35 protein-coding genes are annotated in these 26,574 nt (G+C 72.9%); 13 read left to right on the forward strand and 22 right to left on the reverse strand.

The window, feature by feature from the left end; translation table 11 throughout:
* Positions 1 to 60: 60 nt before the first annotated feature.
* The gene (locus M8542_RS05710; protein WP_257918929.1) at positions 61 to 843 is read right to left on the reverse strand and encodes an ABC transporter permease; all 783 of its coding nucleotides are present in this window, start codon (positions 841 to 843) and stop codon (positions 61 to 63) included.
* A complete protein-coding gene (locus M8542_RS05715; protein ID WP_257918930.1) occupies positions 840 to 1,769 on the reverse strand; it encodes an ATP-binding cassette domain-containing protein in 930 nt (309 codons plus the stop codon). The genes M8542_RS05710 and M8542_RS05715 overlap by 4 nt, the downstream gene beginning before the upstream one ends.
* Before the next feature lie 79 nt (positions 1,770 to 1,848).
* On the opposite strand from M8542_RS05715, the gene M8542_RS05720 reads away from it, so the two are divergent.
* Entirely contained in the window at positions 1,849 to 2,616 is a 768-nt protein-coding gene (locus tag M8542_RS05720) for a TetR/AcrR family transcriptional regulator C-terminal domain-containing protein (RefSeq protein ID WP_257918931.1), read from the forward strand.
* On the opposite strand, the gene M8542_RS05725 is transcribed toward M8542_RS05720, so the two are convergent.
* Positions 2,599 to 3,759, reverse strand: coding sequence for a cytochrome P450 family protein (locus M8542_RS05725; RefSeq protein ID WP_257918932.1), 1,161 nt, complete (start codon positions 3,757 to 3,759; stop codon positions 2,599 to 2,601). The genes M8542_RS05720 and M8542_RS05725 overlap by 18 nt on opposite strands.
* An 86-nt stretch (positions 3,760 to 3,845) precedes the next feature.
* Here M8542_RS05725 and M8542_RS05730 point away from each other — a divergent pair, with 86 nt between their 5' ends.
* Genes M8542_RS05730 through M8542_RS05750 form a run of 5 tightly spaced genes read left to right on the forward strand, consistent with a single transcriptional unit; the run spans position 3,846 to position 7,788 of the window.
* The gene (locus M8542_RS05730) at positions 3,846 to 4,916 is read left to right on the forward strand and encodes a TetR/AcrR family transcriptional regulator (RefSeq protein WP_257918933.1); all 1,071 of its coding nucleotides are present in this window, start codon (positions 3,846 to 3,848) and stop codon (positions 4,914 to 4,916) included.
* Between the two features lie 19 nt (positions 4,917 to 4,935).
* The gene (locus M8542_RS05735; RefSeq protein WP_257918934.1) at positions 4,936 to 6,210 is read left to right on the forward strand and encodes an RNA polymerase sigma factor; all 1,275 of its coding nucleotides are present in this window, start codon (positions 4,936 to 4,938) and stop codon (positions 6,208 to 6,210) included.
* The gene (locus M8542_RS05740; protein WP_257918935.1) at positions 6,207 to 6,971 is read left to right on the forward strand and encodes an alpha/beta fold hydrolase; all 765 of its coding nucleotides are present in this window, start codon (positions 6,207 to 6,209) and stop codon (positions 6,969 to 6,971) included. The genes M8542_RS05735 and M8542_RS05740 overlap by 4 nt, the downstream gene beginning before the upstream one ends.
* Entirely contained in the window at positions 6,971 to 7,303 is a 333-nt protein-coding gene (locus tag M8542_RS05745; protein WP_257918936.1) for a YciI family protein, read from the forward strand. The genes M8542_RS05740 and M8542_RS05745 overlap by 1 nt, the downstream gene beginning before the upstream one ends.
* Positions 7,303 to 7,788, forward strand: a complete 486-nt coding sequence (locus M8542_RS05750; protein ID WP_257918937.1) for a GyrI-like domain-containing protein — start codon at positions 7,303 to 7,305, stop codon at positions 7,786 to 7,788. Before M8542_RS05745 ends, M8542_RS05750 begins: the two co-directional genes overlap by 1 nt.
* Here the strand turns inward: M8542_RS05750 and M8542_RS05755 are convergent, their stop codons facing one another.
* Positions 7,789 to 8,238, reverse strand: coding sequence for an anthrone oxygenase family protein (locus tag M8542_RS05755; protein WP_257918938.1), 450 nt, complete (start codon positions 8,236 to 8,238; stop codon positions 7,789 to 7,791). It abuts the gene before it with no gap.
* A gap of 17 nt (positions 8,239 to 8,255) precedes the next feature.
* Positions 8,256 to 9,077 carry a Rossmann-fold NAD(P)-binding domain-containing protein gene (locus tag M8542_RS05760; protein ID WP_257918939.1) on the reverse strand — a complete coding sequence of 274 codons (822 nt, stop codon included), beginning with the start codon at positions 9,075 to 9,077 and terminating at the stop codon, positions 8,256 to 8,258.
* Between the two features lie 82 nt (positions 9,078 to 9,159).
* Here M8542_RS05760 and M8542_RS05765 point away from each other — a divergent pair, with 82 nt between their 5' ends.
* The gene (locus tag M8542_RS05765) at positions 9,160 to 10,086 is read left to right on the forward strand and encodes an AraC family transcriptional regulator (RefSeq protein WP_257918940.1); all 927 of its coding nucleotides are present in this window, start codon (positions 9,160 to 9,162) and stop codon (positions 10,084 to 10,086) included.
* Here M8542_RS05765 and M8542_RS05770 read toward each other — a convergent pair.
* Positions 10,058 to 10,942: an oxidoreductase gene (locus M8542_RS05770; protein ID WP_257918941.1), complete on the reverse strand. Its 885-nt coding sequence runs from the start codon at positions 10,940 to 10,942 to the stop codon at positions 10,058 to 10,060. The two genes, M8542_RS05765 and M8542_RS05770, sit on opposite strands and share 29 nt — an antisense overlap.
* Before the next feature lie 102 nt (positions 10,943 to 11,044).
* Between M8542_RS05770 and M8542_RS05775 the strand changes: the two genes are divergently transcribed.
* Positions 11,045 to 11,848: a helix-turn-helix transcriptional regulator gene (locus M8542_RS05775; RefSeq protein ID WP_257918942.1), complete on the forward strand. Its 804-nt coding sequence runs from the start codon at positions 11,045 to 11,047 to the stop codon at positions 11,846 to 11,848.
* On the opposite strand, the gene M8542_RS05780 is transcribed toward M8542_RS05775, so the two are convergent.
* The 6 genes from M8542_RS05780 to M8542_RS05805 all read right to left on the reverse strand — a co-directional run bounded on the left by M8542_RS05780 (position 11,845) and on the right by M8542_RS05805 (position 15,825).
* A complete protein-coding gene (locus tag M8542_RS05780) occupies positions 11,845 to 12,231 on the reverse strand; it encodes a YybH family protein (RefSeq protein WP_257918943.1) in 387 nt (128 codons plus the stop codon). The genes M8542_RS05775 and M8542_RS05780 overlap by 4 nt on opposite strands.
* Complete coding sequence (locus tag M8542_RS05785; RefSeq protein ID WP_257918944.1) at positions 12,228 to 12,659, reverse strand: SRPBCC family protein; 432 nt, start codon at positions 12,657 to 12,659, stop codon at positions 12,228 to 12,230. The genes M8542_RS05780 and M8542_RS05785 overlap by 4 nt, the downstream gene beginning before the upstream one ends.
* Positions 12,656 to 13,003 (reverse strand): ArsR/SmtB family transcription factor, encoded by a 348-nt coding sequence (locus tag M8542_RS05790; protein ID WP_257918945.1) that lies wholly within the window; start codon positions 13,001 to 13,003, stop codon positions 12,656 to 12,658. Before M8542_RS05790 ends, M8542_RS05785 begins: the two co-directional genes overlap by 4 nt.
* A 39-nt stretch (positions 13,004 to 13,042) precedes the next feature.
* Positions 13,043 to 14,107, reverse strand: coding sequence for a coiled-coil domain-containing protein (locus M8542_RS05795; protein ID WP_257918946.1), 1,065 nt, complete (start codon positions 14,105 to 14,107; stop codon positions 13,043 to 13,045).
* A 180-nt stretch (positions 14,108 to 14,287) separates the two neighbouring features.
* On the reverse strand, positions 14,288 to 15,484 hold the full coding sequence (locus tag M8542_RS05800; protein ID WP_257918947.1) for an RNA polymerase sigma factor: 1,197 nt from the start codon (positions 15,482 to 15,484) through the stop codon (positions 14,288 to 14,290).
* Positions 15,481 to 15,825 carry a YciI family protein gene (locus tag M8542_RS05805; RefSeq protein WP_257918948.1) on the reverse strand — a complete coding sequence of 115 codons (345 nt, stop codon included), beginning with the start codon at positions 15,823 to 15,825 and terminating at the stop codon, positions 15,481 to 15,483. Before M8542_RS05805 ends, M8542_RS05800 begins: the two co-directional genes overlap by 4 nt.
* Positions 15,826 to 15,990: 165 nt before the next feature.
* On the opposite strand from M8542_RS05805, the gene M8542_RS05810 reads away from it, so the two are divergent.
* Positions 15,991 to 16,713: an alpha/beta fold hydrolase gene (locus M8542_RS05810; protein ID WP_257918949.1), complete on the forward strand. Its 723-nt coding sequence runs from the start codon at positions 15,991 to 15,993 to the stop codon at positions 16,711 to 16,713.
* A 9-nt stretch (positions 16,714 to 16,722) separates the two neighbouring features.
* A complete protein-coding gene (locus M8542_RS50275) occupies positions 16,723 to 17,760 on the forward strand; it encodes a site-specific integrase (protein ID WP_257918950.1) in 1,038 nt (345 codons plus the stop codon).
* Between the two features lies 1 nt (position 17,761).
* On the opposite strand, the gene M8542_RS05820 is transcribed toward M8542_RS50275, so the two are convergent.
* Both M8542_RS05820 and M8542_RS05825 read right to left on the reverse strand, forming a co-directional pair.
* Positions 17,762 to 18,094 (reverse strand): YciI family protein, encoded by a 333-nt coding sequence (locus M8542_RS05820; protein ID WP_257918951.1) that lies wholly within the window; start codon positions 18,092 to 18,094, stop codon positions 17,762 to 17,764.
* Positions 18,095 to 18,111: 17 nt separating this feature from the next.
* Positions 18,112 to 18,285, reverse strand: a complete 174-nt coding sequence (locus M8542_RS05825) for a hypothetical protein (protein WP_257918952.1) — start codon at positions 18,283 to 18,285, stop codon at positions 18,112 to 18,114.
* A 25-nt stretch (positions 18,286 to 18,310) separates the two neighbouring features.
* On the opposite strand from M8542_RS05825, the gene M8542_RS05830 reads away from it, so the two are divergent.
* Complete coding sequence (locus M8542_RS05830; protein WP_257918953.1) at positions 18,311 to 18,820, forward strand: CGNR zinc finger domain-containing protein; 510 nt, start codon at positions 18,311 to 18,313, stop codon at positions 18,818 to 18,820.
* Positions 18,821 to 18,826: 6 nt separating this feature from the next.
* Here the strand turns inward: M8542_RS05830 and M8542_RS05835 are convergent, their stop codons facing one another.
* On the reverse strand, positions 18,827 to 19,519 hold the full coding sequence (locus M8542_RS05835) for an SRPBCC family protein (RefSeq protein ID WP_257918954.1): 693 nt from the start codon (positions 19,517 to 19,519) through the stop codon (positions 18,827 to 18,829).
* Positions 19,516 to 20,214 carry a class I SAM-dependent methyltransferase gene (locus tag M8542_RS05840; protein WP_257918955.1) on the reverse strand — a complete coding sequence of 233 codons (699 nt, stop codon included), beginning with the start codon at positions 20,212 to 20,214 and terminating at the stop codon, positions 19,516 to 19,518. The genes M8542_RS05835 and M8542_RS05840 overlap by 4 nt, the downstream gene beginning before the upstream one ends.
* Before the next feature lie 90 nt (positions 20,215 to 20,304).
* Here M8542_RS05840 and M8542_RS05845 point away from each other — a divergent pair, with 90 nt between their 5' ends.
* Positions 20,305 to 21,081: an SGNH/GDSL hydrolase family protein gene (locus tag M8542_RS05845; RefSeq protein WP_257918956.1), complete on the forward strand. Its 777-nt coding sequence runs from the start codon at positions 20,305 to 20,307 to the stop codon at positions 21,079 to 21,081.
* Here M8542_RS05845 and M8542_RS05850 read toward each other — a convergent pair.
* The 6 genes from M8542_RS05850 to M8542_RS05875 form a co-directional block, all read right to left on the reverse strand.
* Positions 21,061 to 21,669 (reverse strand): TetR/AcrR family transcriptional regulator, encoded by a 609-nt coding sequence (locus M8542_RS05850; RefSeq protein ID WP_257918957.1) that lies wholly within the window; start codon positions 21,667 to 21,669, stop codon positions 21,061 to 21,063. The two genes, M8542_RS05845 and M8542_RS05850, sit on opposite strands and share 21 nt — an antisense overlap.
* Complete coding sequence (locus M8542_RS05855; protein ID WP_257918958.1) at positions 21,650 to 22,126, reverse strand: SRPBCC family protein; 477 nt, start codon at positions 22,124 to 22,126, stop codon at positions 21,650 to 21,652. Before M8542_RS05855 ends, M8542_RS05850 begins: the two co-directional genes overlap by 20 nt.
* Positions 22,123 to 22,440 (reverse strand): metalloregulator ArsR/SmtB family transcription factor, encoded by a 318-nt coding sequence (locus M8542_RS05860; protein ID WP_257918959.1) that lies wholly within the window; start codon positions 22,438 to 22,440, stop codon positions 22,123 to 22,125. Before M8542_RS05860 ends, M8542_RS05855 begins: the two co-directional genes overlap by 4 nt.
* Entirely contained in the window at positions 22,440 to 22,826 is a 387-nt protein-coding gene (locus M8542_RS05865; protein WP_257918960.1) for a VOC family protein, read from the reverse strand. The genes M8542_RS05860 and M8542_RS05865 overlap by 1 nt, the downstream gene beginning before the upstream one ends.
* Positions 22,827 to 22,852: 26 nt before the next feature.
* Positions 22,853 to 24,373 (reverse strand): FAD-dependent monooxygenase, encoded by a 1,521-nt coding sequence (locus M8542_RS05870; RefSeq protein ID WP_257918961.1) that lies wholly within the window; start codon positions 24,371 to 24,373, stop codon positions 22,853 to 22,855.
* A gap of 77 nt (positions 24,374 to 24,450) precedes the next feature.
* Positions 24,451 to 25,062, reverse strand: a complete 612-nt coding sequence (locus tag M8542_RS05875; protein WP_257918962.1) for a TetR/AcrR family transcriptional regulator — start codon at positions 25,060 to 25,062, stop codon at positions 24,451 to 24,453.
* Between the two features lie 163 nt (positions 25,063 to 25,225).
* Between M8542_RS05875 and M8542_RS05880 the strand changes: the two genes are divergently transcribed.
* Positions 25,226 to 26,572 carry an MFS transporter gene (locus tag M8542_RS05880; RefSeq protein WP_257918963.1) on the forward strand — a complete coding sequence of 449 codons (1,347 nt, stop codon included), beginning with the start codon at positions 25,226 to 25,228 and terminating at the stop codon, positions 26,570 to 26,572.
* The last annotated feature ends 2 nt before the right edge of the window (positions 26,573 to 26,574 follow it).

A 26,574-nucleotide genomic window follows, 5' to 3' on the forward strand; every position in this document is an offset into this window, starting at 1 on the left:
CGCGGCCGTCGATGACGAGACGGCCCGCCCGCGGCGGCTCACCCGGTGCGAAGTCGATGTTCAGTTCCCCAGCCTCCTGTATCGGCGCACGGACAGCGGCACGAACACCGCGAGCAGGACCAGCGGCCACACCACCGCCATCAGCACCGGGTGCGCGCTCACCCAGGACGTCCCAGCCGCCCCGGGGTTGCCGAACAGCACCCGCGCCGCCGTCACCGTGGAAGACAACGGGTTCCACTCCGCCACGGTTCCCAGCCAGGCCGGCATCGTCGAGGTCGCCACGAACGCGCTGGAGAGGAACCCGAACGGGAACTCCAGCGTCTGCGCGAGCGTCACCATCGCCGGGTCCGAGGTCAGCAGGCCCAGGTAGATCCCGGCCCACACCAGCGCCGTGCGCAGCAGGAGCAGCAGGACCAGCGCCGTGAACGTCTCGGCGAGGCTGCCGTGCGGGCGCCAGCCGACCGCGAACCCGCAGCCCAGCAGCACCGCCAGCGCGAGGACGGCGTTCACCAGGTCCGCGGCCACCCGCCCGGTGAGCACCGCCGAAGGCGCCATCGGCAGCGACCGGAACCGGTCGGTGACCCCCTTCGCGGCGTCGTCGAGCACCGCGATCATCGTGCCGGACAGCCCGAAGGCCATGGTCATCGCGAACATCCCCGGCATCAGGAACTCGCGGTAGGAGCCACCGCCCGGCACGCTCATCCCGCCGCCGAGCAGGTAGGCGAAGATCAGCACCATCAGGATCGGGAACGCCACCACGGTGACCAGCCGGGCCGGGCGCCGGGCGAGCTGTGCGAGGTAGCGCCCGGTGAGCGTCCAGCCGTCTTCCAGGGCCCATCTCATCGTGTCACCTTCCCGGTCAGCTCGAGGAACACTTCGTCCAGCGTCGGGTGCCGCAGCGCGACGTCGGCGAACGCCAGCTCGGTCGCGGCCAGCTCGCGCACGACGTCGGTCAGCGCCGAAGGCTCGGCCGGGGCGCTGACCCGCAGCTCGTCGGTGACCGGCTCGGCCCCGGTGACCCGGGCGAGCAACGCCGCCGCCGCGCCGAGCGCGTCCGGGTCGGTCAGCACCAGCTCGATCCGCGTCGCCCCGAGCGACCCCTTCAGCTCCGCCGGCGTGCCTTCGGCGATCACCCGGCCGTGCTCCACCAGGGAGATCCGGTCGGCCAGCTGATCGGCCTCCTCCAGGTACTGGGTGGTGAGCAGCACGGTCGTGCCGTCGGCGACCAGCGACCGGACCGCCCGCCACACCTCGGCGCGGCTGCGCGGGTCCAGCCCGGTCGTCGGCTCGTCGAGGAACAGCACCCGCGGGGTGGCCAGCAGCGAGGCGGCCAGGTCCAGCCGTCGTCGCATGCCACCGGAGTAGGCGGAGATCGGTTTCGACCCGGTGTCCGCGAGGCCGAAGCGCTCCAGCAGGTCGTCGGCCCGGCGGGTGGCCTCGCGGCGGCCGAGGTGGTGCAGCCGGCCGAACAGCACCAGGTTCTGCCGCCCGGACAGGACCTCGTCGACGGCGGCGTGCTGCCCGACCAGCCCGATCGAGGCGCGCACTTTCGCTGGTTCGGTGGCGACGTCGAACCCGGCCACGCGAGCGAGGCCGCCGTCGTGGCGCAGCAGGGTGGAGAGCACGCGGACCGCCGTGGTCTTGCCCGCGCCGTTGGGTCCCAGCAGGCCGTGCAGGGTGCCGGCCGGGACGGAGAGAGCGAACCCATCGAGGGCGTACGCGTCGCCGTAGCGCTTGCGAAGTCCCTCGGCGTGGATCTGCGGAGTCATCCCGCTCCTTATCTCTGTACTGTGTACGAAGAAAAGGTTAGCACAACTCTGTACAACGTACGGAAATTGGGTGGGCAGAATGACCGGCGTGGAGAACACCAGCGGCGACCCGCGCCGGACGATCGAGCTGCTCTGGGGTGTCTCCGGACCGCCGAGGCGTGGCCCGAAACCGAAGCTGACCACCGCCGACGTCGTCCAGGCCGCGGTCGCCCTCGCCGACGCCGACACCATCGACGCGGTCACCATCCGCGGCGTCGCCGACCACCTCGGCGTCTCCCCCATGTCCCTCTACACCTACGTGCCGGGCCGGGCGGAGCTGCTCGACCTGATGATCGACCACGCCCACGGCGAGCTGCCGGCCCCCGAACCCGGCCTCGGCTGGCGGGACGCGCTCACCGCGATCGCCCAGGACCAGTGGGAGCTCTTCCACCGCCACCCCTGGCTGCTGCAGGTCACCACCAGCCGCTCCGCGCTCGGCCCGCACAGCTTCGCCAAGTACGAACACGAACTGCGTGCCCTCGACGGCATCGGGCTCGACGACGTCGAGATGGACGCCGCGGCCGGCCTCGTGACCAACCTCGTCCGCGCCACCGCGCGCAGCTCGATCGACGCCGCCCGCCTGGTGCGCACCAGCGGCCTGACCGACGCCCAGTGGTGGGAGCGCGCCGCGCCGGTGCTGGCCGGCATCCCGGCCGCCGCCGCGGAGCACTACCCCATCGCCTCGCGGGTCGGCCAGGCCGCGGGCGAAACCCACAACGCCGCGGAAGACCCGGCCTACACCTTCCGCTTCGGCCTCGCCCGCGTCCTGGACGGCATCGAAGCGCTGATCTCAGAGCGTCAGCAGTAGCTTCGCCGGCCGCCACGTCCCGCCGTCGGGCGCGCGCGGCACGTCCCCGGCCAACGCCAGTTCCGGGAACCGCGCGAACAACGTCGAGAGCGCCACCTCCGTCTCCACCCGGGCGATCGACGCGCCGAGGCAGAAGTGCGGCCCGTGCGAGAACCCCAGCTGCGCCGGCCCGGAGCGCGTGACATCGAGACGGTCGGCGTCGGGGAACACCCGCGGGTCGCGGTCGGCGGCCACCATCGCCGCCGTCACCCGCTCGCCTTCGCGGATCACCGACCCGCCGATCTCGACGTCCTCACGCGCGAACCTCGGCGTCGTCAGCAGCTGCGGGCTGCAGAAGCGCATCAGCTCCTCGACCGCGCCCGGCCACAACCCGGGATCCGCGCGCAGGAGAGCGAGCTGGTCCGGGTGGCGCAGCAGGGCCTCGACGGCGTTGGCGATGAGGTTGACCGGCGTCTGCCCGGCCAGCACCAGGTGCCAGACCAGGGTGACCAGTTCGGTGTCGGTGAGCCGGTCGTCGTCCTCGGCCCGCACGAGGTCGCCGATGAGGTCGTCACCCGGCTCCTCGCGGCTGCGTGCCACGGCCTCGCGCGCCCCGTCGATGATCGCCGGGATCGCGGCGGCGAAGTCCGGGCCGGCCCCGCCGGCGACCGCGGCGCCGTACTCACGCCACTGTGGACGGTCGGCTTCCGGGATGCCGGTCAGCTCGCAGATGACGTCCATCGGCAGCGGCCGCGCGAAGTGCGGGATCAGGTCCACGACGCCGCCCGTGGGCAGCTGGTCGAGCAGCCGTTCGGTGAGCGTCACCAGCCGCGGGCGCAGCTGCGCGGCGCGCTTCGGGGTGAACGCCGGCGCGACCAGCCGCCGCAGGCGCAGGTGCTCGGGCCCGTCCTGCTCGGCCATCGTCCGCAGGTACTCCAGGCAGTGCTCGGGGATGCCCGGCGGCCGCAGGAAGCTCTCGGAGCGGACCTCGAAGCGGGGGTCGTTGAGCATTCCGCGCGCCTCGGCGTAGCGGGTCAGCGCCCAGAACGGGCCGAAGCCGGGGATCACCAGCTTCGCCACCGGGCTCACCTCGCGGGCCCGGTCGTAGGCCGTGAACGGGTCGGTCAGGACCTTGACGTCGGTCAGGTCGATCTCAGGGATCATCCAGCACTCCAAATGCTCACATCAGATGTTCTAATCATCTCAGTGGTCACGGTATCTTGATCCGCGACACCGCGGCAAGGAGGACGATGGTCAGGCTCAGCAGGGCGGAAACCCAGGAACGCAACCGCGCGAAGGTGCTCGCCGCCGCCCGCGACGAGTTCGCCGGCCGCGGCTTCCGCGACACCAAGGTCGACGTCATCGCCGAACGCGCCGAGCTCACCCGCGGCGCGGTCTACTCCAACTTCCCCGGCAAGCGAGCCCTCTACTTCGCCGTCCTGGCCGACCTCGCCGAACGCGCGCCCCGGCCCGCCACCCCGCCACCGGACCCCGGCGCCGCGGACGTGCTGGCCGCGTTCGCCCGCGCCTGGGTCGCCCGGCTCCCGCTGGCCACCGACAGCGAAAGTGAAGAGGCCCGCCTCACCCGCGACCTGCTGCCGGAAATCCTCGCCGACGAACACACTCGCCGGCCGTTCGCGCAGCTCATGCGCGTCAACGCGATCCTGCTCGGGCTCGCCCTCGAACGCCGCCGCCCCGGCCGCCGCCTGGTCCGTGTCGCCGAGGCCGCCCTCACGACGTTGCACGGCGCGAGCCAGCTCGCCGCGGCCGCGCCCGGCTTCGGCGAGCCCTTCCACATCGTCACCGCCTGCGCCGCCCTGCTGGAGCTGGACCTCGACGACGACTGGCCGGCGACCCCGCCGATCACCAGCCAGGCCCGGCCCGTCGCCGAGCCGTGGCGCCCACCCGAGGCGACCGACCTGCTGACCGGCCGGCCGTTCGCGCCCGGCGACGGCGTCATCACCGTCCTGGGCCTGCACCGCGCGTCGGCCTTCGAAGAAGCCGTCCGCGCCGGCGCCGACGTCACCACCGTGCTCGTCACCAGCGACCCCGGCGAGCTCGCGCCCCTGGCCCGCCTGGCGATCGCCGACCTGCGCACCTGCCTCGACCAGGCCGGCGCCCCCGACCCGCGGCCCCGGCTGCGGATCGCCGTCGACCCCACCGGCGAGCTCGCCGCGGCCGCCGGCGTCACCGCGGTCAGCGACGCCACCGAAACCGCCGTGCGCGTCGAAGGCGGCCGGATCGTCGCCCGCGCCGAAGGGTACGGCGCGTGTCACGCGGTGGCTGTCGGTCCCGGGCCCGGCCGTTCGTCGGGTGGGTGAACCGGCGGAAGGAGCAGCGGTGGACGTCGAGACCGCGGTCGCCGCGGCGTTCCGGGACGAGTGGGGCCAGGTCGTGGCCACGCTCATCCGGATCACCGGCGACTGGGACCTGGCCGAGGAGTGCGCCCAGGAGGCGTTCGCCCTCGCCCTGCGCACCTGGCCGCGCGACGGCGTCCCCCGGCGGCCCGGCGCGTGGCTGACCACCGCCGCCCGCAACCGCGCCACCGACCGGCTCCGCCGCGACGCCCTCGGCGCCGCCAAGCTCCGGGAGGCCGCCCTCATGCACGTCCCCGACGACCCCGCCAGTGACGACAGCGGTGTGCCGGACGACCGGCTGCGGCTCATCTTCACCTGCTGCCACCCGGCGCTGGCCACCGAAGCCCAGGTCGCCCTCGCCCTGCGGACACTGGCGGGGCTCTCCACCGCCGAGATCGCCCGCGCCTTCCTCGTCCCCGAAGCCACCATGTCCCAGCGGCTCGTGCGGGTGAAGCGCAAGATCCGCCACGCCGGCATCCCCTACCGCGTCCCGCCCGCGCACCTGCTGCCCGAACGCACCGCCGCCGTCCTCGGCGTGCTGTACCTGACGTTCAACGAGGGCTACTCCGCCAGCGCCGGACCCGACCTGCAGCGCCCCGACCTCGCCGCCGAAGCCGTCCGCCTCGCCCGCGTCCTCGCGCGGCTGATGCCCGACGAACCCGAAGCCCTCGGCCTGCTCGCGCTGATGCTGCTGCAGCACGCCCGCCGCGAAACCCGCGTCGGCCCCGGCGGTGCGCTCGTCCCGCTCGAAGAACAGGACCGCACCCGCTGGGACGCGAGCGAAATCGCCGAAGGCACCCAGCTCCTGGAGACGGCGCTGCGCCGCCGGCGCCCCGGGCCCTACCAGGTCCAGGCCGCCATCGCCGCCTGCCACGCCACCGCCACCCGGCCCGCCGACACCGACTGGGCCCAGATCGCCGGCCTCTACGGCGAGCTGCGCAAGTTCGTCCCCAGCGCCGTCGTCGAGCTCAACCGGGCCGTCGCGGTCGGCATGGCCGACGGCCCGCTCGCCGGGCTCGCCCTGCTCGACGCGCTGACCATGGACGGCTACCACCTGCTGCCCGCCACCCGCGCCGACTTCCTCCGCCGCCTCGGCCGCCACGCCGAAGCCGCCGAGGCGTACGCGACCGCGCGCGAGCTGGCGCCCACCGAAGCCGAACGCGCCTACCTCACCCGAAGAATCTCCGAGGTGGTGTCGGTCCCGGCCGGGCCCGTTCGTCGGTCGGGCGAACCACGATCTCCGGAGGAACGCCCATGACCACCCTCGCCGTCCCCGGCGCCCAGCTCACCTACGACGTCACCGGCCACGGACCCACGCTGCTGCTGGTCCCCGGCGGCCCCGCCGACGCCGCGGTGTTCACCGCGATCCGGCCGCTGCTGGCCGAAGACCACAGCGTCGTCACCTTCGACCCGCGTGGCCTCGGCCGCAGCCCCCTCGACGGCGAACCCACCGGCGACACCATCCGCGACCACGCCGAGGACATCCACCGCCTGCTCACCGAAGTCGGGCCGGCCGACGTGTTCGCCAACAGCGGCGGCGCCGTCACGATGCTCGAGCACGTCGTCCGCCACCCCGGCGACGTCCGCACGGTCGTCCTGCACGAACCCCCGGTCACCCGCTACGCGCCCGCCGGGGTCCTCAACGGCCCCGATATCCCGGCGTTGTTCCGCGACCAGGGCCTCGCCCCGGCCTTCGCCGCGTTCATGGCCACCCTCGGCATCGACCCCGCGCCGCCGCTGGACCCGCGCGCCGAAGGCAACTTCGCCTACTTCTTCGGGCACCTGATGGCCGCCACCGGCGCCTACGAGCCGGACCTCGACGCGCTCCGCACAACGTCCGCGCGGCTGGTCGTCGCCGTCGGCGCGAAGTCCGCCGGGCAGCTCGCCCACGAAACCGGCCGCGGGCTCGCCGCCGACCTCGGCCTGCCGGCCGAAGAGTTCCCCGGCGACCACGGCGGCTTCATCGCCGAACCGGACGCCTTCGCCGCGCGGCTGCGCGAAGCACTGGAAGGACACTGATGCGCTACCTGCTGATGATCGCCGGCGACGAAAACGCCGAAGAACACCAGTACGACGGGTGCGACGGCTGGGGCGAAGACCTGGCCCGCCGCGGCAAGATCCTCGGCGGTGGCGGCCTGCGCCCGCCCTCGGAAGCCACCACCATCCGCGTCCGCGACGGCGAGGTCCTGCTCACCGACGGCCCCTTCGCCGAAGCCAAGGAGCAGATCGGCGGCTACGTCGTCCTCGACTGCGAAGACCTCGACGAAGCCCTCGAGATCGCGGCCAAGCACCCCGCCGCGACCTACGGCAGTATCGAGGTCCGCCCGATCTTCGTCCCGGAGGAACCCTGATGCCGTCCATCGTGGACCGCCCGGCCCAGCCCTACGTCGCCGAACGCGCCACCCTCGGGATCGAGGAGTTCCCGCGCATCGCCGACCGGCTGCCACCGCTCATCGGCGCCCTCGCCGGGCACGGGATCGTCCCGGCCGGCGCGCCGTTCTTCCGCTACCGCGTCCTGCACCCCGGCATGCGGTTCACCGTCGAAGCCGGCGTCCCGATCGACGCCGGCTTCAGCCCGGAAGAGCCGGCCTTCCTCGGCGAGGTCCCCGGCGGGAAGTACGTCCTCGAAACCTACGTCGGCGCTCCCGACGGCCTGGCCGCCGCCACCGCGGCCGTCCTCACCTGGGGTGCCGGCGAAGGCCTCGCGTGGGACGTCACCGAAGGCCCCGACGGCGAGCAGTGGGGTGGCCGGCTGGAAGTCCTGCGCACCAACCCGCTCGAAGTGCCCGACCCCACCCAGTGGGTCACCGACCTGCTCTTCCGCCTCGCCGACTGATCAGCGGCGGGCGAGCACGGCCGCGACCAGGCAGCCGAACCCGGCCGTGCTCACCACCGCCCGCAGCACGTTCCAGCGCACCCAGACCGCCTCGAACGCCGCCCGGACCGCCGCGTAGTCGTCACCGCCGCTCTCGAGCGCGTTGTTCAGCGGGATGTTCACCGCACCGGTGATCACGATCATCGCCACCAGACACGCGAACCCGGCGATCACCCACGGCCGCGGCCCCGGGTTGAGGAAGATCGCCACCCCCGCCAGCACCGGCGCACCCAGGAACGTCAGCATGAAGACCGGGTTGACGATCGCGACGTTGATCCCGCGCATGCCCTCCACGAACGTCTTGTCGTCACCGCGCGCCAGCCCCGGCATCACCGAGCACGCGTAGGCGTAGAACAGCCCCGCGATCAACCCCGCCGCGACCAGCGCGGCCACCAGCACCACCGTCGACATCGGCCTCTCCTTCCCCGTCACCGCGCCCAGACCCCGGTCGCGGCCGCGTCCCGGGCGAAGTCGGCGAAATCCGTCGCCGGCCGGCCCAGCACCCGCTCCACGTCGTGCGTCACCGACTCGTTGCGCCCGTCGAGCACCCGGCCGAACAACTCCGTCAGCGCCTCCGCCTCGTCCTCGGGCACCCCGTACTCGACCGCCGCGGCCGCGTACTCCGCCACGGAAACCGGAACATAGCGGACATCGCGCCCGGACGCGGCCGAAATGTCGGCCGCGGCGTCGGCGAAGCTCAGCAGCCGCGGCCCGGTCAGCTCGTAGAGCCGGCCGGTGTGGCCGGGCTCGGTCAGCACCCGCACCGCGACGTCGGCGATGTCCCGGACGTCGAGGAACGGCTCGGTCACCGTGCCCGCCGGCAGCGCGACCTCGCCGCCGCGCACCGCGTCCAGCAGGAAGTGCTCGCTGAAGTTCTGCGCGAACCAGGCACACCGCAGCACCGTCCAGCCGGTGCCCGCCGCGGCCACGATCCGTTCGCACGCCTCGGCTTCCGGTTCGCCGCGCCCGGACAGCAGCACCAGGTGGCGGATCCCGTGCGCCACCGCGAGTTCGGCGAACGCGCGGATGTCGTCGGCCGCCCCGGGCACCACCAGGTCGGGGTAGTAGGTCAGGTAAACGGCGTCGACGCCCGCCAGCACCGGCGCCCACGTCGCGCGGTCGGCCCATTCGAACGGCGGCGTCCCGCGCCGCGACGTGATCCGCACGCCCAGGCCGCGCTCCCGCAGCCGATCCGCCACGCGGCGCCCGGTCTTGCCGGTGCCGCCCACCACCAGGAAGTTCGTTGTCATGCCAGAGAGTCAACCGGCAACCGGTGAGACTCTCCATAGTTCAGAGGCTCGATAGCATGTTCCATCGTCTACACTTGCTCGCATGGACCCGCTCGCCACGCTCCTCGACGGACCCCGCGCCCACGGCGCGTTCCTGCTGCGCTCGGTGCTCACCCCGCCCTGGTCGCTGCGCATCGAAGACCAGGCGCCGCTGACCGTCGTGTCGGTAGTGCGCGGGGAAGCGTGGATCGTGCCCGACGGCGGCGAAGCCGTGCTGCTCGGCGAAGGCGACGTCGCGATCGCCCGCGGCCCGGACCCGTACCTGGTCGCCGACCACCCAGCGACGCCACCGCAGGCACTCATCCTGCCCGGCCAGGAGTGCCGCACCCCCGACGGCGGGCACCTGTCCGCCTACGCCGACCTCGGTGTGCGCACCTGGGGCACCGGCGGTCCGGTCGTGCTGCTCACCGGCACCTACGGCATGGACGGCGAGGTCAGCAAGAAGCTCCTGGCCGCGTTGCCGGCCCTGATCGTGCTGCGCGCCACCGACTGGCCGACCCCCCTGGTCACGCTGCTCGCGGCCGAGATCGGCAAGGACGTGCCCGGTCAGGAAGCCGTCCTCGACCGGCTGCTCGACCTGCTGCTGATCGCCGCGCTGCGCGCGTGGTTCGACCGGCCCGACACCCACGCGCCCGCCTGGTACCGCGCCCACGACGACCCGGTCGTCGGGCAGGCGCTGCGGCTGCTGCAGCACCAGCCCGCCGAGCCGTGGACGGTCGCCAAGCTCGCCGCCAACACCGGCGTCTCCCGCGCCGCGCTGGCCCGCCGCTTCGCCACGACCGTCGGCGAGACCCCGATGGCCTACCTCGCCGGCTGGCGCCTCGCGCTCGCCGCGGACCTGCTGCGCCAGCAACCCGACGCCACCATCGGCGCGGTCGCCCACCAGGTCGGCTACGGCAGCGCGTTCGCACTCAGCACGGCGTTCAAGCGCGAGTTCGGCGTCAGTCCCCAGCGGTACCGGACGAGCTGATCGCGTCCAGCCGCGCGATCGCCTCGGCCGGCAGCGCCAGCTCCGCCGCGGCCAGGTTGTCCCGCAGGTGTGCCCGCGACGACGTGCCGGGGATCAACGCCAGCACCGGCGACCGCTGCAGCAGCCACGCCAGCGCCACCTGCTGCGGTGACGCGCCGAGCCGCGCGGCCACCGCGTCCAGCGCGCCGGCCTGCACCGGGGTGAAACCGCCGAGCGGGAAGAACGGCACGAACGCGATGTGCTCCCGTGTGCACCGCTCCAGCAGCGCGTCGTCCTGCCGGTGGGCCAGGTTGTAGAGGTTCTGCACGGTGACCACCGGCGCGATCGCCTGTGCCTCGGTCAGCTGCGCTGCCGACACGCCGCTCACGCCCAGGTGCCGGATCAGGCCCTCCTGGCACAGATCCGCCAGCACACCGAACATCTCCGCGATCGAGTCGCCGGTCGGCGTCTCGTGCCCGGGGGCACGCAGGTTCACCACGTCCAGCACGTCCACGCCGAGGTGTTTCAGGTTGTCGTGGACCTGGTCGATCAGCTGCTGCCGCCCGAGCGCCGGGAGCCACGCGCCGTCGGCGCCCCGGACCGCGCCGACCTTCGTCACCAGGTGCAACGATTCCGGATACGGGGAAAGCGCTTCGCGGATCAGCTCGTTCACCACGGCCGGGCCGTAGAAGTCGCTGGTGTCGATGTGGGTCACGCCGCGCTCGACCACCTCGCGCAGCACAGCGATGGCTTCGCCGCGGTCGCGCGGCGGGCCGAACACGTTGGGGCCGGCCAGCTGCATGGCGCCGTAGCCCAGGCGGGTGATCGTCAGGTCGTCGGCGAGGGTCAGGGTGCCCCCGGAAATGGCTGTCGTCATGACTCCAGCCTCGGCGCGGGCGCGGCGCGACGGGTACGTCCCGCTCATCCTGGGACTCGCAGGACCACCTCACGCACGCGAGCGCGTCGCTAGCCTGAAGCGGTGGAGAACGCACTGGGCGAATACCTGCGCGCCCGCCGCGACCAGGTGCGTCCCGAAGACGTCGGACTGGTCGCCGGCGACCGCCGCCGCGTCCCCGGCCTGCGCCGGGAAGAGCTCGCCCTGCTCGCCGGCATCAGCTCCGACTACTACCTGCGCCTCGAACAGGGCCGCGACCAGCACCCCTCCACACAGGTCCTCGACGCCCTCGCCGAAGCCCTCGGGCTCGACCCCGACGCCACCGCGCACCTGCACCAGCTCGCCCACCCCCGGCCCCGCAAGCCGCGGCCCCGCACCGAACGCGTGCCGGCCGGCATCGGCCAGTTGCTGTCCCAGCTGCCGATGCCCGCCTTCGTCACCGGCCGCCACCTCGACGTCCTCGCCGCGAACCCCCTGGCCATGGCGCTCTCACCGACGTTCGCGCCGGGCCGCAACGTCGTCCGCGGGCTGTTCCTCGACCCGGCCGACCGCGCACTGCACGTCGACTGGGACCGCGCCACCGCCAGCCTCGTCGGCGGCCTGCGCGAAAAGGCCGACCCCACCGACCCGCGGCTGACCTCGCTGGTCGGCGAGCTCTCGATCGGCAGCGACCGGTTCCGCACGCTCTGGGCCCGCGCCGACGTCGGTCACCGCCGAGACGGGACCAGCCACCTGAACCACCCCCAGGTCGGCGAGCTGCACCTGCGGCGCGAGAAGCTCGACCTCGCCCAGACCGAGGGGCAGCAGCTGGTCGTCCTGCACGCCGAACCCGGCTCGGACTCCGCCCGCGCGCTCGCGCTGCTCGGCTCGTGGGCCGTGACGGTCTAGGGCTTCAACGGCACAGAACTGTGCTCGTGCACGATCTTCCAGCCGGCCGCGGTCCGGCGGAACCCGGCGGTCGAACGCACCCACATCTCGACTTCAGTGCCGTCGACCATGGTGCCGCGGACCTCGAACAGGTAGTGCGCGAAGCCGACATCGCCGTCGGCCACCACTTCGAGGTCGCGGATCCGCAGCCCGATCTCGGACCGGTAGGCGTCGAACCACGCCGCCAGGCGCGCCCGCTCGGCGTCCCGGCCGGACTCCCGCACCGGCCCGAGCGCGTCGAACAGCGCCACGTCTTCGGCGAACTGCGCCACCAGCGCCTCGACGTCCTTCGCCGCCACGGCCGCGACCCGGGCTTCGATGACGGCGGCGATCTCGGCGGTCATCGCAGGGCCTCGCCCAGCCGGTCCAGCCATTCGCCCGTGCCCTGCTCCCGCCACGCCGGTTCCTCGGCGCCGTCGAGGAACGTGCCCTGCTCGGTGAGGACCAGCCGGGTCGCGTCGCCTTCGCCGACGAGCTCGACCGTGGTGACCGAGACCGTGGCGAGCGTCTTGCCGCCGCTGAGCGTCGTCGAGTAGACGATCCGCTGCTCCGGCACGATGTCGTGGTACGTGGAGACGACCGCCAGCGGCGTGCCGCCCGGGCCGGTGGCGTCGACGGTTTCGCGGCCGCCCACGCGGAAGTCCAGCTCGTGCTCGCCGGCGGGGACGAACCAGCGCCCCTTGGCCGCCGGGTCCGCCCAGACGGCGAACACCCGCGCCGGCGGGACCGGATAAGTGCGTTCGAGGGTGAAGGTGGCGTGCCTGACGGTCATGTCGTGCTCCCTTCCGAGGTGCCGGGCGGCTCGGCGAGGAAGTCGCCGAGCCGGTCGAGCCTGCTTTCCCACGCGGTGCGCTGACGACCCAGCCAGTGCTCACCGGCGCGCAGCAGCTCCGGTTCGAGCCGGCAGGTCCGCACCCGGCCGACCTTCTCCGAGCGCACGATCCCGGCGGCTTCGAGCACCTGCAGGTGCTGCACCACTGCCGCCAGCGACATGGTCAACGGCTCGGCCAGCTCGCTGACCGACGCCGGGCCACGCACGAGCCGCTCCACCAGCGCCCGCCGGGTGCGGTCGCCGAGGGCGCGGAACACCAGGTCCAGCCGCTCATGGTCAAGCATGTACTTAAGTATGCGCGGACCGGCCTAATAGTCAAGTAGTTACTTGAGTAATGCCGTGACCTGCGCCGGAAGCTCGGGAATGTCCCGCAGCACGGCGACGACCTTGGCCAATTCGCGCTCGGCGACGTCGGCTCGCGCCGTGCAGCCACGGAGTTCGGCACCCAGGTTCGTGGCGGTCTCGTGCATGGACCGCACGGTCTGTTCGTGCCCGGCCTGCAGCTCGACCAGCCGCTGGTCGAACCCGGCACGGGCCTGATCGAGGGCGGCTCGGTGGGCAGTGGCTGCCTCGGTCAGCTCCACACGCGCCGCGTCGAGCTTGCCGCCGGCGCTTTCGGCCCGAGCTTCGGCCGCGTCGAGCCGGCTTGCCGTCGCCTCGGCCCGCGCCTCTGCCGCCTCGGCCCGCGACGTCGCTGCCCGGCTGCGGCCCCGTTCGTCCTCCAGAGCCTCGCGGGTGGCGGCGAGTTCGGCGGTCACGGTGGCCAGCGCCGTCGCCCGCTCACCGGCGAGGGCGGCGGCGGTCTCGGCTCGCTCGGTGACGCGGGCGAGCTCGTCCCGGATCGCGGCCAGCTGCCCTTCGACCCGCTGCCGCTCCTGATGCGCCTCCCGCTGGGCACCCCGGGCGGCGTCCCGTTCCCGGACGGCCGCGGTCATGGCCTTCTCCGCGGCGGCCGCGCTCCGGCCGGCTTCGTCGGCCAGCTCCGCGGCTTGTGTGGCCTCGGCTTCGGCGAGTCCTCGGTGCCGGCGGTGTTCGTCGGCTTCGGCCAGGGCCGCGTCACGTTCGGCGAGCGCGGCGGCGGTCGTGGCTTCGAGCTGGTGGCGCAGCGTCGTGAGCGTCTCGACGAGCCCCCGGGCGGGTTCGAGCACCCGGTCGACCTGGCCGGCCAGCGCGGTGACGGCGGTGTCGTCGAGCTCGGTGTCGCTCTCCCGCAGCGACTCGGCGTCGGAGAGGACGGCCTCGGCGTCACGGCAGCTCAGGTTCCGCCGCCCCCAGGTCTTGCCGTCCTGGCAGAACCGAGCCCGGCTTCCCCGCCCTACCGCGGGTGGCAGCGGGGCTCCACAGCGGCGGTACTCGCAAATCCGGGCTTGACCAGCGTCTTCCGTCATGATCGAGACTCTATCAAAGCTTCTGATTAGAACTAGAAGCTACTGTCTTAAATCTAAAGATACGTAGACTAAGACTTGAGTTCGGATAAGGTTACATATCCAAACTCAGATGACGACAGGAGAACCTTGGGCGCGCAGGGGGTGAATTGAGGCCCAGAAAAACTAGGACCCCCTCCCGCGTCAACTCCGGGTTGACAGCGCGGCAAGCTTCCGCTCCAGCAGAGCCCGCTCAGCGGCATTCCGGGTCAGCCCGATCGCCACCGTGTAGGCCTCCGCCGCCTCCCCTACCCGGCCGACGCGGTCCAGGAGATCCGCGCGGATCGCGTGGAACAGCGGGAACCGCGCCAGCTCAAGGGCCTCCACCAGCGCCAACGCCGCGGCCGGCCCGTCGACCTCAGCAACCGCCACCGCGCGGTTCAACGCCACCACCGGCGTCGGCGTCACGCCCAGCAGCTGGTCGTAGAGCGCCTTGACCTGCGCCCAGTCCGTCGGCGCGTCGGTGTGGACCGCCTGGATCGCCGCCTGGATCTGGTACGGGCCCGGCTGGTCGCGACGCAGGCAGCGGCGGACGATCTCGTGCCCCTCGGTGATCAGCCCGGCGTCCCACCGGCCGCGGTCCTGGTCGGCCAGCAGCACCAGGTCACCGCCGGCGGACACGCGGGTCGCGCGGCGCGCGTCGATGAGCAGCATCAACGCCAGCAGGCCCCAGACCTCCGGCTCGTCGGGCATCAGGCCGGCCAGGACCCGCGCGAGCCGGATCGCCTCCCGGCACAGGTCGTCGCGAACGAGATCTTCGCCCGCGCTCGCCGTGTAGCCCTCGCCGAAGATCAGGTACAGCACACCCAGCACTCCCGAGAGCCGGGCCGGCAGGTCGGCGTCCTGCGGGACGCGGTACGGGATGCCCGCGTCACGGATCTTGTTCTTCGCCCGCACGATCCGCTGGGCCATGGTGGGTTCGGCGACCAGGAACGCGGCGGCGATCTCCGTGGTCGTCAGCCCGCCGAGCAGCCGCAGGGTCAGGGCCACCTGCGCGGGCCGGGCCAGCGCCGGGTGACAGCAGGTGAAGATGAGCCGGAGCCGGTCGTCGGGCACGGCGCCCTCCTCCACTGGCTCGGTGTCGGCGTGCAGCAAAGCGGCCTGGGCATGCTTGTCCTCGCGCGCGGCCTCCCGGCGCAGGCGGTCCACGGCCCGGTTGCGGGCGGTCGTGATGATCCAGCCCGCCGGGCTGGGCGGGAACCCCGCCTCCGGCCACCGCCGGACCGCCTCGGCGAACGCGTCCTGCACGGCCTCCTCGGCGACGTCGATGCTCCCGAAGATCCGCACCAGGACCGACACCGCGCGGCCGTACTCCGCCGCGAAGACGGCCTCGACGCTCATCCGGCGAACGGCCGGACCTCGACCGGCAGCGGGGCGACGGCGTCGGCGAGCCGGCTTCCCCAGGCCAGCGCCGCGTCGAGGTCGGGCGCGGTGATGATGGTGAACCCGCCGAGGTGCTCGCGGCCCTCGGTGAACGGCCCGTCGGTGACGAGGGTGTCGCCATCGCCGGCCCGCAGCACCGTCGCGGTCGACGGCGGGTGAAGCCCACCGGCGAATACCCAGGCCCCGGCGGCCTTCAGGTCGGAGTTGAGCGCGTCGAGCTTCTGCACGACGCCGTCGAGGACCTCCGGCGGCGGGGTCGGGCCGTCGGGCTGGTAGATGCTGAGCAGGTACTGCTTCACTTCGGCTCCTTTCGCGGTCTCGCCACTCATACGAACAACCCCCGGCCGGATCGACAGCGCTCGCGACGAATTCTCCGTGGACACCACTGGAAGGATCAAGACATAAGGATTCGCGCGTCCGACCACGACACGACGGTCACCACCCGCGGCACCCACGGCCCCGCGGTGCTGCTCGTCCACTCCCTCGGCCTCGACCGCCGGATGTGGGACCCGGTCCTGGACCGGCTGGCCGAGGGCCGCCGGGTGTTCGCCTACGACGTGCGCGGGCACGGTTCGGCCGCCGGCGCGCCGCTGCCGTTCACCATGCCCGCCACCGCGGCCGACCTCGTCGCCGTGCTGGACGCGCTCGAGCTCGACACCGCCCACGTCGCCGGGCTCTCGCTGGGCGGGGCGGTCGCGCAGACCGCCGCCGTCGCCGCCCCGGAACGCTTCGCCTCCCTCACGCTCATGGCCGCGCCCGACCGTCCGATGCCCGAAGCGTTCGAGGAGCGCGCCCGGATCGCCGAGACCGGTGGCATGGCGCCGCTGGTCGAGCCGACCCTCGAACGCTGGTTCACCCCGGACGCGCTCGCCGCCGACACCGACGGCGTCCGCTACGCCCGCGAGTGCGTCGCGACGTTCGACCCGGCCACCTGGGCCTCGATCTGGCGTGGCTACGGCGGCCTCGACGTGTACGAACGGCTGCGTGACCTCCCGGCGCCGGCGTTCGCGCTGGCCGGTGCGGCCGACGCGTCGATCCCGGTCGAGGGCATGGCCGCCATCGCCACGCGCGTCGGCGCGAAGTTCGCGGTCGTCCCCGGCGCCCCGCACATCCAGACCCTCGAATGCCCCGAAGCGGTGGCCGACGCCCTGGCCGGGTTCCTGCCCGCGGAGATCGACATCCCGTAACCTCGGCGCGTGCCCGAGCTCGAACCGGTGACCGACACCGCTGCCCTCAGCCCGGCGGACCGGCTCGCGCTCCTGGACCGGGCCGCGGCCCGGCACGTCGAGGAGCAGCGGCCGCCGAACACGCTCAAGGCCTACGCGCAGGATTGGCAGGTGTGGCAGGACTACACCGCCGAGGCCGGGATCCCGCCGCTGTCGGCGTCGATCGGGGCGCTGACCGGATTCGTGGTGTGGCTGGAACGCGGCCGCACCCTGCGCCCCGACGAGCGTGTGGTGCCCGAAGTGCCCGAGCGGGCCGCCCCGGCCGCGCCGTCGACGATCGAGCGGCGCCTCACCGGAGCGCTCGCCGGGCTGCGCCACCACAAGGTCGTCGTCGACCCCGAAGCGAGCCGCGCCGCTTGGCGGGCGTTGAAGGGCTACCGGCAGCGGCTGGCCCGGGAGGGGATCCAGCGCGGCCGCGGCAAGGCCACCATGGTCACCCTCGCCGATCTGCGGGCGATGTCACGAGCCTGCCCGGACACCCTCGCCGGCGCCCGCGACCGGGCGATGCTGCTGATCGGGTTCCCGATCGCCGCCCGCTGCTCGGACCTGGCGAACCTGCTGGTCACGGACGTGGCGCCGGTCGACGACCGGGGGCTGGCGGTGACCGTGCGGCACGGCAAGAGCACCGGCGACATGGTCGTCCCGCGCCGGGAGAGCCCCGACACCGACCCGGTGCGGGCGTGGCACGCGTGGCGTTCCGGCGCCGGGCTCACCGAAGGTCCGGCGTTCCGCCGCGTCGACCGGCACGGCAACGTCGGCGAGCCCGCGCTGAGCACGACCGGCGTCAACCAGATCCTCACCCGCGCCGGCGTCCGGGCGGGCCTGCCGTACCCGGTGACCGGGCACTCCCTGCGGTCCGGGTTCGCCACGGAGGCCCGCCGCGCCGGCGCCGACGACCTCGCGATCGCCGACCAGGGCCGCTGGGTGCGCGGCAGCCGGGCGCTCTACGAGTACATCCGCCGGGTCGACCAGTGGAACGACAACGCCGCGGGCGTGCTCGACCTCTGAGTCAGCCGGCCTCCAGGAAGGGCCGCACCTCGACCTTCCGGTGGCAGGCCTTCGACCCGGCGGTGGCGAGTGCCAGCGCGACATCGAGGTCGGGGGCCTCGATCACCCAGAACCCGGCGAGGAACTCCTTGGTCTCCACGAAGGGCCCGTCGGTGACGACCGCTTCCCCGCCCCGGTTGTCGATGACGGTGGCCGCGGCGGGCAGGGAAAGGCCACCGGCGAAGACCCAGTGTCCCTCGGCCTGGAGCCGCTCGTTGAAGACGTCGATCGCCGCCAGCTCGTAGTCGGTGCCGAGCTCGGTCTGGTCGTGGACCACGGAAATGAGGAACTGCATCCGAGGATCATGCCCGGTCAGGGCCGGGTCAGCCGCGCCCGGGTGGCGCCGACGACTTCGCCGTCCAAGCGGGCCAGCCAGCTGCCGCAGACGCAGCGCACGTAGTCGAGCCGGTGGGTGACGGGGCGGGCGGCGGTCACCGGGAGCTCGGTGAGCGGCCAGCCGCAGCGGGGGCAGCGGTGGAGGTTCATGCCCCGATCGTGGTGTAATGACTTAGTGCACTTCAACCCTTACGGCGGTCCGGCCGCGCTCGTGGCCGCCGACCTGGTGAACGCGGGCACCGCCGGCGAGCGGCTGGCCGGGATGGTCCGCAACGGCATGTCCATCGCCGCCCTGACCGAAGACGAGGCGGCCCGCATCGGCGCGTGGGCCGAACGGCTGCGGCCGGTGTTCGCCGCCGCTCCCGAGGAACGCCCCGACCTGGTGAACGACCTGCTCGCCGAGGCAGCGTGCCGGCCGTACATCACCTCGCACGACGGCAAACCCCCGCACCTGCACTACTCCGCCGAAGACGCCGGGCCGGTGGGCCGCGTCCGCGCCTACACCGCGGGCGGCCTGGCCCACCTCGTGTGCGAAGCCCCGGACCGGCTCGGCGTCTGCGGCCGCGAAGGCTGCGGCACCGCCTACGTCGACACGTCGCGCAACGGCCGCCGCCGCTTCTGCTCGACCCGCTGCGCGACGCGCGTCCACGTCGCCGACCACCGGGCCCGGCAGCTCACCGCTTGACCCGGCTCAGGCGAAGATCTCCGCCAGCCGGGCGGCCCACCCGCGTTCCTCGGCCGCGGCGTCGATGGGCGCGAAGTGGTGCCGGCCGACGCCGATCGGCCAGCCGAAGGCGTTGCGGCCGTAGAGCCGCAGGAGCGAGTGCTCGGTCCGGACGCCCACGAAACCCGCGGCCGCGTAGTCGACGACACCGCCGGCCGCGTGCTCGCCGACCTGGACGTCTTCGCGGATGCCGAGCGCCTTCTTCAGCCTGGTGAAGCCGTCGGCAGCCGCGGAGGACTCCGGGGCTTCGGTCATCGCGTAGGTGACTTCGCGGCCGGCGAAGTGCGCCAGGTACTCGCCGAGCGAGTGGTAGTAGAACGCCGTGTGGCGGCGGCAGGCGTCGTAGTTGGTGTCCCAGTCGTCGAGGAAGACGCCGCGGTGCGCGAACTTCAGGTACGTGCCGTCGCCGTCGGGCTCGAAGGTGTAGTCGAGCCGGTTGAACCAGTCGTCCTGGTCACAGCGCGTCGCGAAGTGCTCGTGGGGCCGCCACGCGGTGACTTCGCCGCCGTGGAAGGTCAGCCCGGTCTCCCGGCCGCCGACCCACGGCTCGTAGGTGATGGGCCAGGACCAGCTCCCGGCGTCGACGGTGATCGCCCGCCAGCACGCCGCCGGCGTCGCGGGGAGCCTGCCTTCGAACCCGACTTCGAATTCCTTCGTCATGCCTGGGCGTCATCCGGGGAGACGCGGATTCGACATCCCGGGGGAACGTTTTTCGCCCGCCAGGCGAGCACCGTCGGAGTGGGTGCGCCGCCCTCGGCGAACCGCTCGAACACCAGGCCCGCATCGAGGACGGCGTGCAGCAGCTCCGGCAGCGGCAGGTGGGTGGCGCCGACCTTGTCTCGCAGCCCCTGGTCGGTCCACGACGCCCTGGTCCAGCTGCGCTCGCGGTACCCGGGCCGGATGACGATCGCCCGCTCGTCGGACCGGTCGGCGAACCCACCGCAGAAGCACGGGTGCACGCCGACGTGCACGAACACCCCGCCGGGCGCCAGGACACGCGCCGCTTCGCGGAGCACGGCCGGGTAAGCGGGCATGTCGGTGTGCACCATGATCGCCGCGACGGCGGGCAGCGATCCGGTGGCGATCGGAAGCGCCGTGGCGTCAGCCCGCGCGACCGGTAGCCGGCCGGCGGCGTGCCGCAGCATCCCCGCCGAGACGTCCACGCCGAGCGGAGTCCGGCCGAGTGTGCGGATCGCCGCCGCGTGGACGCCGGTGCCGCAGCCGAGTTCGAGGCACGCCCCGGCGCCGGGACCGAGCAGCTCCCGGAGCGCGGCCCCGATCCCGAGCGGGTCGTCGCGCCTGGAGGTCGGGAACGTGGACTCGTACCAGTCGGCGATCGTGTCGTAGGCCGTCATGCTTCCGCTGTACCGGCGGCCGGCGGGGTGGGCCACGGATTCCGCGCCGGGCGGAATCCTCGCCGATCCGCGCTTGCTTAGACTGCTGACATGAGCAAGCGCTTAGTGGCCCTGGGGGACTCGTTCACCGAAGGCGTCGGGGACGACGACCCGGCCGCCCCGAACGGTGTCCGCGGCTGGGCCGACCGCACCGCCGAACAGCTCGCCGCCCGCGAGCCGGGCTTCCGTTACGCCAACCTCGCCATCCGCGGGAAGCTGATGCCGCAGATCCTCGGCGAGCAGCTCGAGCCGGCGCTGGCCATGGCGCCCGATCTCGTCACCCTCTACGCCGGCGGCAACGACCTGATGCGGCCCAAGGTCGACATCGACGCGCTGATGGACGACTACGAGGCCGCCATCACGAAGATCCGCGCGACCGGCGCCGAGCTGGTGCTGTTCACCGGGGTCGACGGGGTCGAGGACGCCCTGTTCCGCAAGATGCGCGGCCGGGTGGCGATCTACAACGAGTTCGTCCGCGCCATCGCCGTCCGGCACGGCGCGCGCCTGGTGGACATGTGGGCCATGCGGCAGCTGCGTGACCGGCGGTTCTGGGCGCCGGACCGGCTGCACCTCAACGCCTACGGCCACACCGAGGTCGCCATCGCCGTGCTGGCCGCGCTCGGCGTCGAGCACCCGCTGAAGGGCCACGAGCTCGGCCCGCGCGAGGTGCTCAGTCCGGCGGCCCGCCGCAGCCAGAACGTGCGGTGGGCGCGCGAGCACGCGCTGCCGTGGGTGCGCCGCCGGCTGCGGGGCGAGTCCTCCGGGGACACGCTCACCGCGAAGCGCCCGACACTGGAGCCGATCGGCTCAGCGCCGCTCCCCCGCTGACGGGCGGAGGCCGTCGAAGAGGATCGTCACGGCCCGGTCGCGCAGCCGCGCGTCCGGGCCCGCGTACTCGGCGGCCTTCGCCACCCCAATGATGATCGTGATCAGCTCACCCGGCACGAGGTCGTCGCGGACCGCGCCCGCGGCCTGCGCCCGGGACAGCAGCACCCCCAGCGAGCCGAGCAGCCGGGTGCCGATGTCGGACTTGGCGTGCTGCAGGGTCACCCCGGCCGCGGTGAGCGCTTCGAAGTAGGCGTTCTTCGCGCTCGACATCTCGATCCAGCTGGTGAGGAACGCGAAGAACGCGCCACCCGGATCGGCCGAGTCGGCCGCGACGACGGCTTCGGCCTCGGCGACGAACCGCTGCAGCCGCGCGACGAGCACCGCCTCCAGCAGAGCTTCCTTCGTCGGGAAGTGCCGGAAGACGGTGCCGATGCCGACCCCGGCCACACGGGCGACCTCTTCGGTCGGCGCGCCGGTGCCCTTGGCGGCGAACACGCTCTCGGCCGCCTCCAGCACGCGCGCCCGGTTGCGGCGGGCGTCGGCGCGCAGCGGTTTCGTGTCCGTGGGATCAGGGGCGGCGGGGCTCACCACTCGATCGTAACGGGGGCTCCTCGGCCAGGGTGTCCAGCAACCGGGCCAGCGCCCGCGGCACGTGGGAGCGCCAGCCGCCGCCCATGATCCGGCGGGAGACGCGCTGGAACTCGTCGTCCGGGTCGAACCCCTCGTGGCTGAGGAACAAGCGGGTACCCGTGCCTTCGGGCTCGAGGCGCCAGGTGACCGTCCACTGCGGACCCCAGCGGATGCTGAGCTTGCGCTCGGGCTCGACTTCGAGGACCTCGCACGCCACCGGGCCGCCGGCGAACCCGGCCGCGGGCACCGGCTCGGCCAGCAGCTCGAACCGGTGCCCGACCACGGGCTTGATGTCGTTCGGCATGCTGATCCAGCGCTCGAGCAGGTCCGGCTCGGTGAGCGCGCGCCACACCTTGGGGGGCGGGTGGGCGAGGAACTGGTCGACGTGGATCGCCCGAGGGTCGTCGTCGGTCACAGGTCCTCCTCGTCGAGCAGGTCACGCAGGTTGGCGAGCTTGCTCCGCCAGAACCGCTCGTACGGCGTGAGCCAGTCGGCGACCTCTTCGAGCGGGGCCGCGTCGAGCCGGTAGACGCGGTTGCGGCCCTGCCGCTGTTCGCTGACCAGGCCCGCCTCCCGAAGCACCCGGAGGTGTTCCGAGAGGCTGGGCCGAGCCATGTCGAACCGTTCGGCGATCGAGCCGGCGGCCATCGGCCCGGCCAGCAGCAGCCGCAGGACCTCGCGCCGCGCGGGGCTGGCGAGCGCGGCGAAGACGTCGTCGTTGACCGGCATCAGCTCGGCACGTTGCCGAAGTCGCTCGGCTCGAGCAGCCCGAGGACATGCCCGTCGAGGTCCTCGAACGACGTCGCGCGCCCCCACGGCCGGGTTTCCGGGTCGGCGACCTCGACGCCGGCCGCCCGCAGCGCGGCGACGTCGGTGTCGAGGTCGCTGGTCTGCAGCTGGAAGTGGCGCGGACCGGGTTCGACGCCGGTGACCCGCTGGTCGGTCAGCACCACGCCGGTCTGCGCGCCCTTCGGCGCGACCATCACGAAGTGGCCGCCTTCGGGCGTGCGGCGGTCGACGAGGGCTTCGAAGCCGAGCTTGCCGACGTAGAAGTCCCGCGCGCGGGCGTGGTCGGCGACCGGCAGGGTCAGGAACTGGACGTGGGTGATCGTCATGCCCGCGACAATACGTAGGAGATATCCTACATGTCAACGGGGGTGCCGAACCACCGCTCCAGCGCCGCCCGCAGTGCCTTCCGCTCGGTGTCGTCGGGCTCCACCGAGCTCGTCGCCCAGGCGACGTAGCCGTCGGGACGGACGAGCAACGCGGTCGCGTCGCCGTCAGCCTTGCCGGTGACCAGGTCGACCCGGTCGCTCCAGCCCCGCAGCGCGTCGCCGAGCGTTCCGGTGAAGTCCAGCAGCAACGGCCGGGCCGTCCGGGTCAGCTCGGCGAGCCGGGTGCCGTCGGTCAGCACCAGGTCCGGCGCCCACCGGCCGTCGAGCGGGTGGTCCGTGCCCGCCTCATAGCGGATGTCCGCGCCGGACATGAGGTCGGCGAGGTGGCGCACCGTGCTCGGCTGGCGCAGCAGCTCGCCGAACAGCTCACGCAGTGCCGTGACGTCCCGCCCCGGCGCGATCAGCGCGGACTGCGCCTGGGTGTGCATGACGACGCGCTCGGCGATCGGCCGCCGTTCGCTCTCGTAGGTGTCGAGCAGGCCGGCCGGCGCCGAGCCCCGCACGGCGGCGGCGAGCTTCCAGCCGAGCCCGACGGCGTCCTGCAGGCCGAGGTTGAGGCCGGGACCGCCGATCGCGGAGTGCACGTGCGCCGCGTCGCCGACCAGCAGCACGCGCCCCTCGCGGAACCGGTCGGCCAGCCGCGTGTTGCGGCCGCGCAGGCGCCGCAGCAGGTGCGGCCCGTCGCCTTCGGGCGGCCCGATCGGCAGGTCGTGACCGAGCACGCGGGCGATGCTCTCGCGCTGTTCGGCCAGCGTCATCGGGCGCTGGTCGTCGTCCTCTTCGCCGGCCCACTCCATCGTGGTGACCAGGGTGCCGGTGGGGAACGGCGCGTAGACGAACAGGCCGGTTTCGGTGCGGTAGTGGAAGAACGGCGGGATGACGCCGTGGCCGGGCACGCGCAGGCCGCCGCTGCCGGTGTCGACGAACCCGGCGGGCACGGTGGCGTTGGCGGTGCGGGAGATCGTGTGGTCTTCGGTGACGCCGGGGAAGCCGATGCCGGAGAGCTTGCGCGTGACGCTGTGGCCGCCGTCGGCGCCGACGAGGTAGCGGGTGGTGAGCGTGCCGGGTCCGGCCGGGCCGGTGTACTCGACGGTGACCGTGTCGGCGTCCTGGGTGAGGCCGGTCAGCTCGTGCCCGTGGCGGATCTCGACGCCGAGCTCGGCCGCGCGTTCGGCCAGCATCGCCGCGACGCGCCGCTGCGGCACGCCCAGGATGTGCAGCGAGTTCGGTTCGGCGAGGGTGAGGTCGAGCCGCAGCCCGCCGAAGACGAAGGCGGGTGCGGCCGGGCCGATCGGGCCCGCGAGACGCTCGTGCAGCCCGCGGCGGTCGAGCACCCGCACGACCTGGCCGACGAGCCCGTTGGCGCGGTTCTCCTCGGTGGGTTCGGGCAGCTGCTCCAGGACCAGCGGGTGGACACCGGCGAGGGCGAGTTCGCAGGCGAGCATGAGGCCGTTGGGGCCGGCGCCGGCGATGATGACGTCTTCCATGACGGAAACTCCTTGTGGTGGCGGAAAAGGGCAGGACGAACCGGCCCGGCGACCCGGCCGGGCGTGTGTCGGGTGGTTCAGCGGGGTTCGGGCAGACCGGCTTCGAGCCGGCCGAACACGTCACGCAGGAGCTCTTCCATCGGCCGCGGCGGGTCGGTGATGAGCCACTGCTGCATGATGACGCTCAGGGCGGTGCCGACGACTCCCGCGACGAGCCGCGGGTAGACGTCCGTGGCGGCGTCGGTGCCGGTGCGGTCGGCGACGACGGCCGCGATCTCGGCCTCGGCCGCGACGCCGGCCTTCTGGAACTCGCCCTGCAGCGCGGGTTCCGCGACCATGAGCCGGAGTCCTTCGATCCACGACTGCTCCGGCGGGAGCCCTTCGGTCACCGGCACGCCGAGGGCGAACCCGGAGAGCGCGGCCTGGGTGATCGCTTCCCAGATCGGCTCGCCGGCCGGGCGCTCGCGCAGCGCTTCGGCGATGGCGCGGGCCCGGTCGTGGTGGCGGGCGACGATCGCCTCGCCCTTGCTGCCGAAGTAGTTGCTGAACGTCCGGGTGGAGACGCCGGCTTCGGCGGCGATGTCCTCGATCCGGACGTTGTCCCAGCCGCGTTCGACCGTCAGGCGGATGGCCGCCCAGCTCAGCGCGATGCGCGTCTCCTGCTTCTTGCGCTCACGCAGTCCGTCCATGAGCCCACCATAGCCGAACTTGCCGAATCTGCAAAGTTGCCGAATCGGCAGGCTTTTGCGCGGCGGTTCATCACCGACCGGACGAGAATCCGGCCATCGATCGCCGAATTCGTCGACGAGCGTCACACTGTTGTGTGACATCAGTCACCGGAGGTGTTGCGAGATGGTCCTGGGCGACAACGGCGTCACTCACAAGGTCGAACCGGACAGTAAGTCCGGGAAAGTGCAAGTACGGCGTGCGGCGCTGGCGAGCTCGATCGGCACGACGATCGAGTGGTACGACTTCTTCCTCTACAACACCGCGGCGGCGTTGGTCTTCCCGCACTTGTTCTTCCCCTCATCGAGTGCGTACGCGGGGGCGATGCAGTCGTTCGCGACCTACGCGGTCGGGTTCGCCGCCCGCCCGGTCGGCGCGGCGATCTTCGGCCACTGGGGTGACCGGATCGGCCGCAAGGCGACGCTGATCGTCACCCTGCTGCTGATGGGCATCTCCTCCGGCGTGGTCGGGCTGCTGCCCGGCACGTCGGCGATCGGCTTCGCGGCCCCGCTGATCCTCGTGCTGCTGCGGCTGATCCAGGGCATCGCGATCGGCGGCGAGTGGAGCGGCTCGGTGCTGCTCGCGATGGAATGGGGCGATCAGAAGAAACGCGGGCTGCTCGGCAGTTTCGCGCAGATCGGCGTCCCGGTCGGGCTGGTGCTGGGCACCGGCGGCATGACGCTGCTGTCGGCGACCCTCTCCCCCGACGCGTTCGACTCCTGGGGCTGGCGGCTGCCCTTCCTGGCGAGCCTGGTCCTGGTCGCGGTCGGCCTGGTGATCCGGCTGAAGATCCTCGAGACGCCGATGTTCGCCAAGCTGATCGAGAACAAGCAGACCGCGCGCACCCCGGTGCTCGACGCGATCCGCCACCACTGGCGGGAGATCCTGCTCTCGGCCGGCGTGCGCTTCAGCGAGCAGATGCCCTTCTACCTGTTCACCAGCTACGTGCTGATCTACGTCGTCGCGCGGCACGAGTTCAGCAAGACGTTCGTGCTCAACGCGGTCCTCGTCGGCGCCGCGTGCGAGCTGGCGCTGATCCCGTTGTTCTCGGCGCTGTCGGACCGCATCGGCCGCAAGCAGGTGTACCTGGCCGGGGCGGTGTTCACCGGCGTGATCGCGTTCCCGTACTTCACGATCCTGGCGCACGGCAACCACGCGCTGGTGTTCGTCGCGGTCGTGGTGTCGTTCATCCCGCACGCGCTGCAGTACGGCCCGCAGGCCGCGCTGATCGGCGAGAGCTTCCCGACGCACCTGCGCTACGGCGGCGCGGGGCTGGGCTACCAGCTGGCGTCGGTGTTCGCGGGCGGGCCGGCGCCGCTGCTGGCGACGTGGCTGCTGCACCAGACCGGGACGCCGTACTCGATCTCGGGGTACATCATCCTGTCGGCCGTGGTCTCGGTGCTCTGCGTGATCTGGCTGAAGGACCGGTCGAAGGCCGACATCGACGACGTCAGCGTGTACCAGCGGACCTGACC

It is taken from the genome of Amycolatopsis iheyensis, assembly GCF_024703995.1.
Classification (GTDB): domain Bacteria; phylum Actinomycetota; class Actinomycetes; order Mycobacteriales; family Pseudonocardiaceae; genus Amycolatopsis; species Amycolatopsis iheyensis.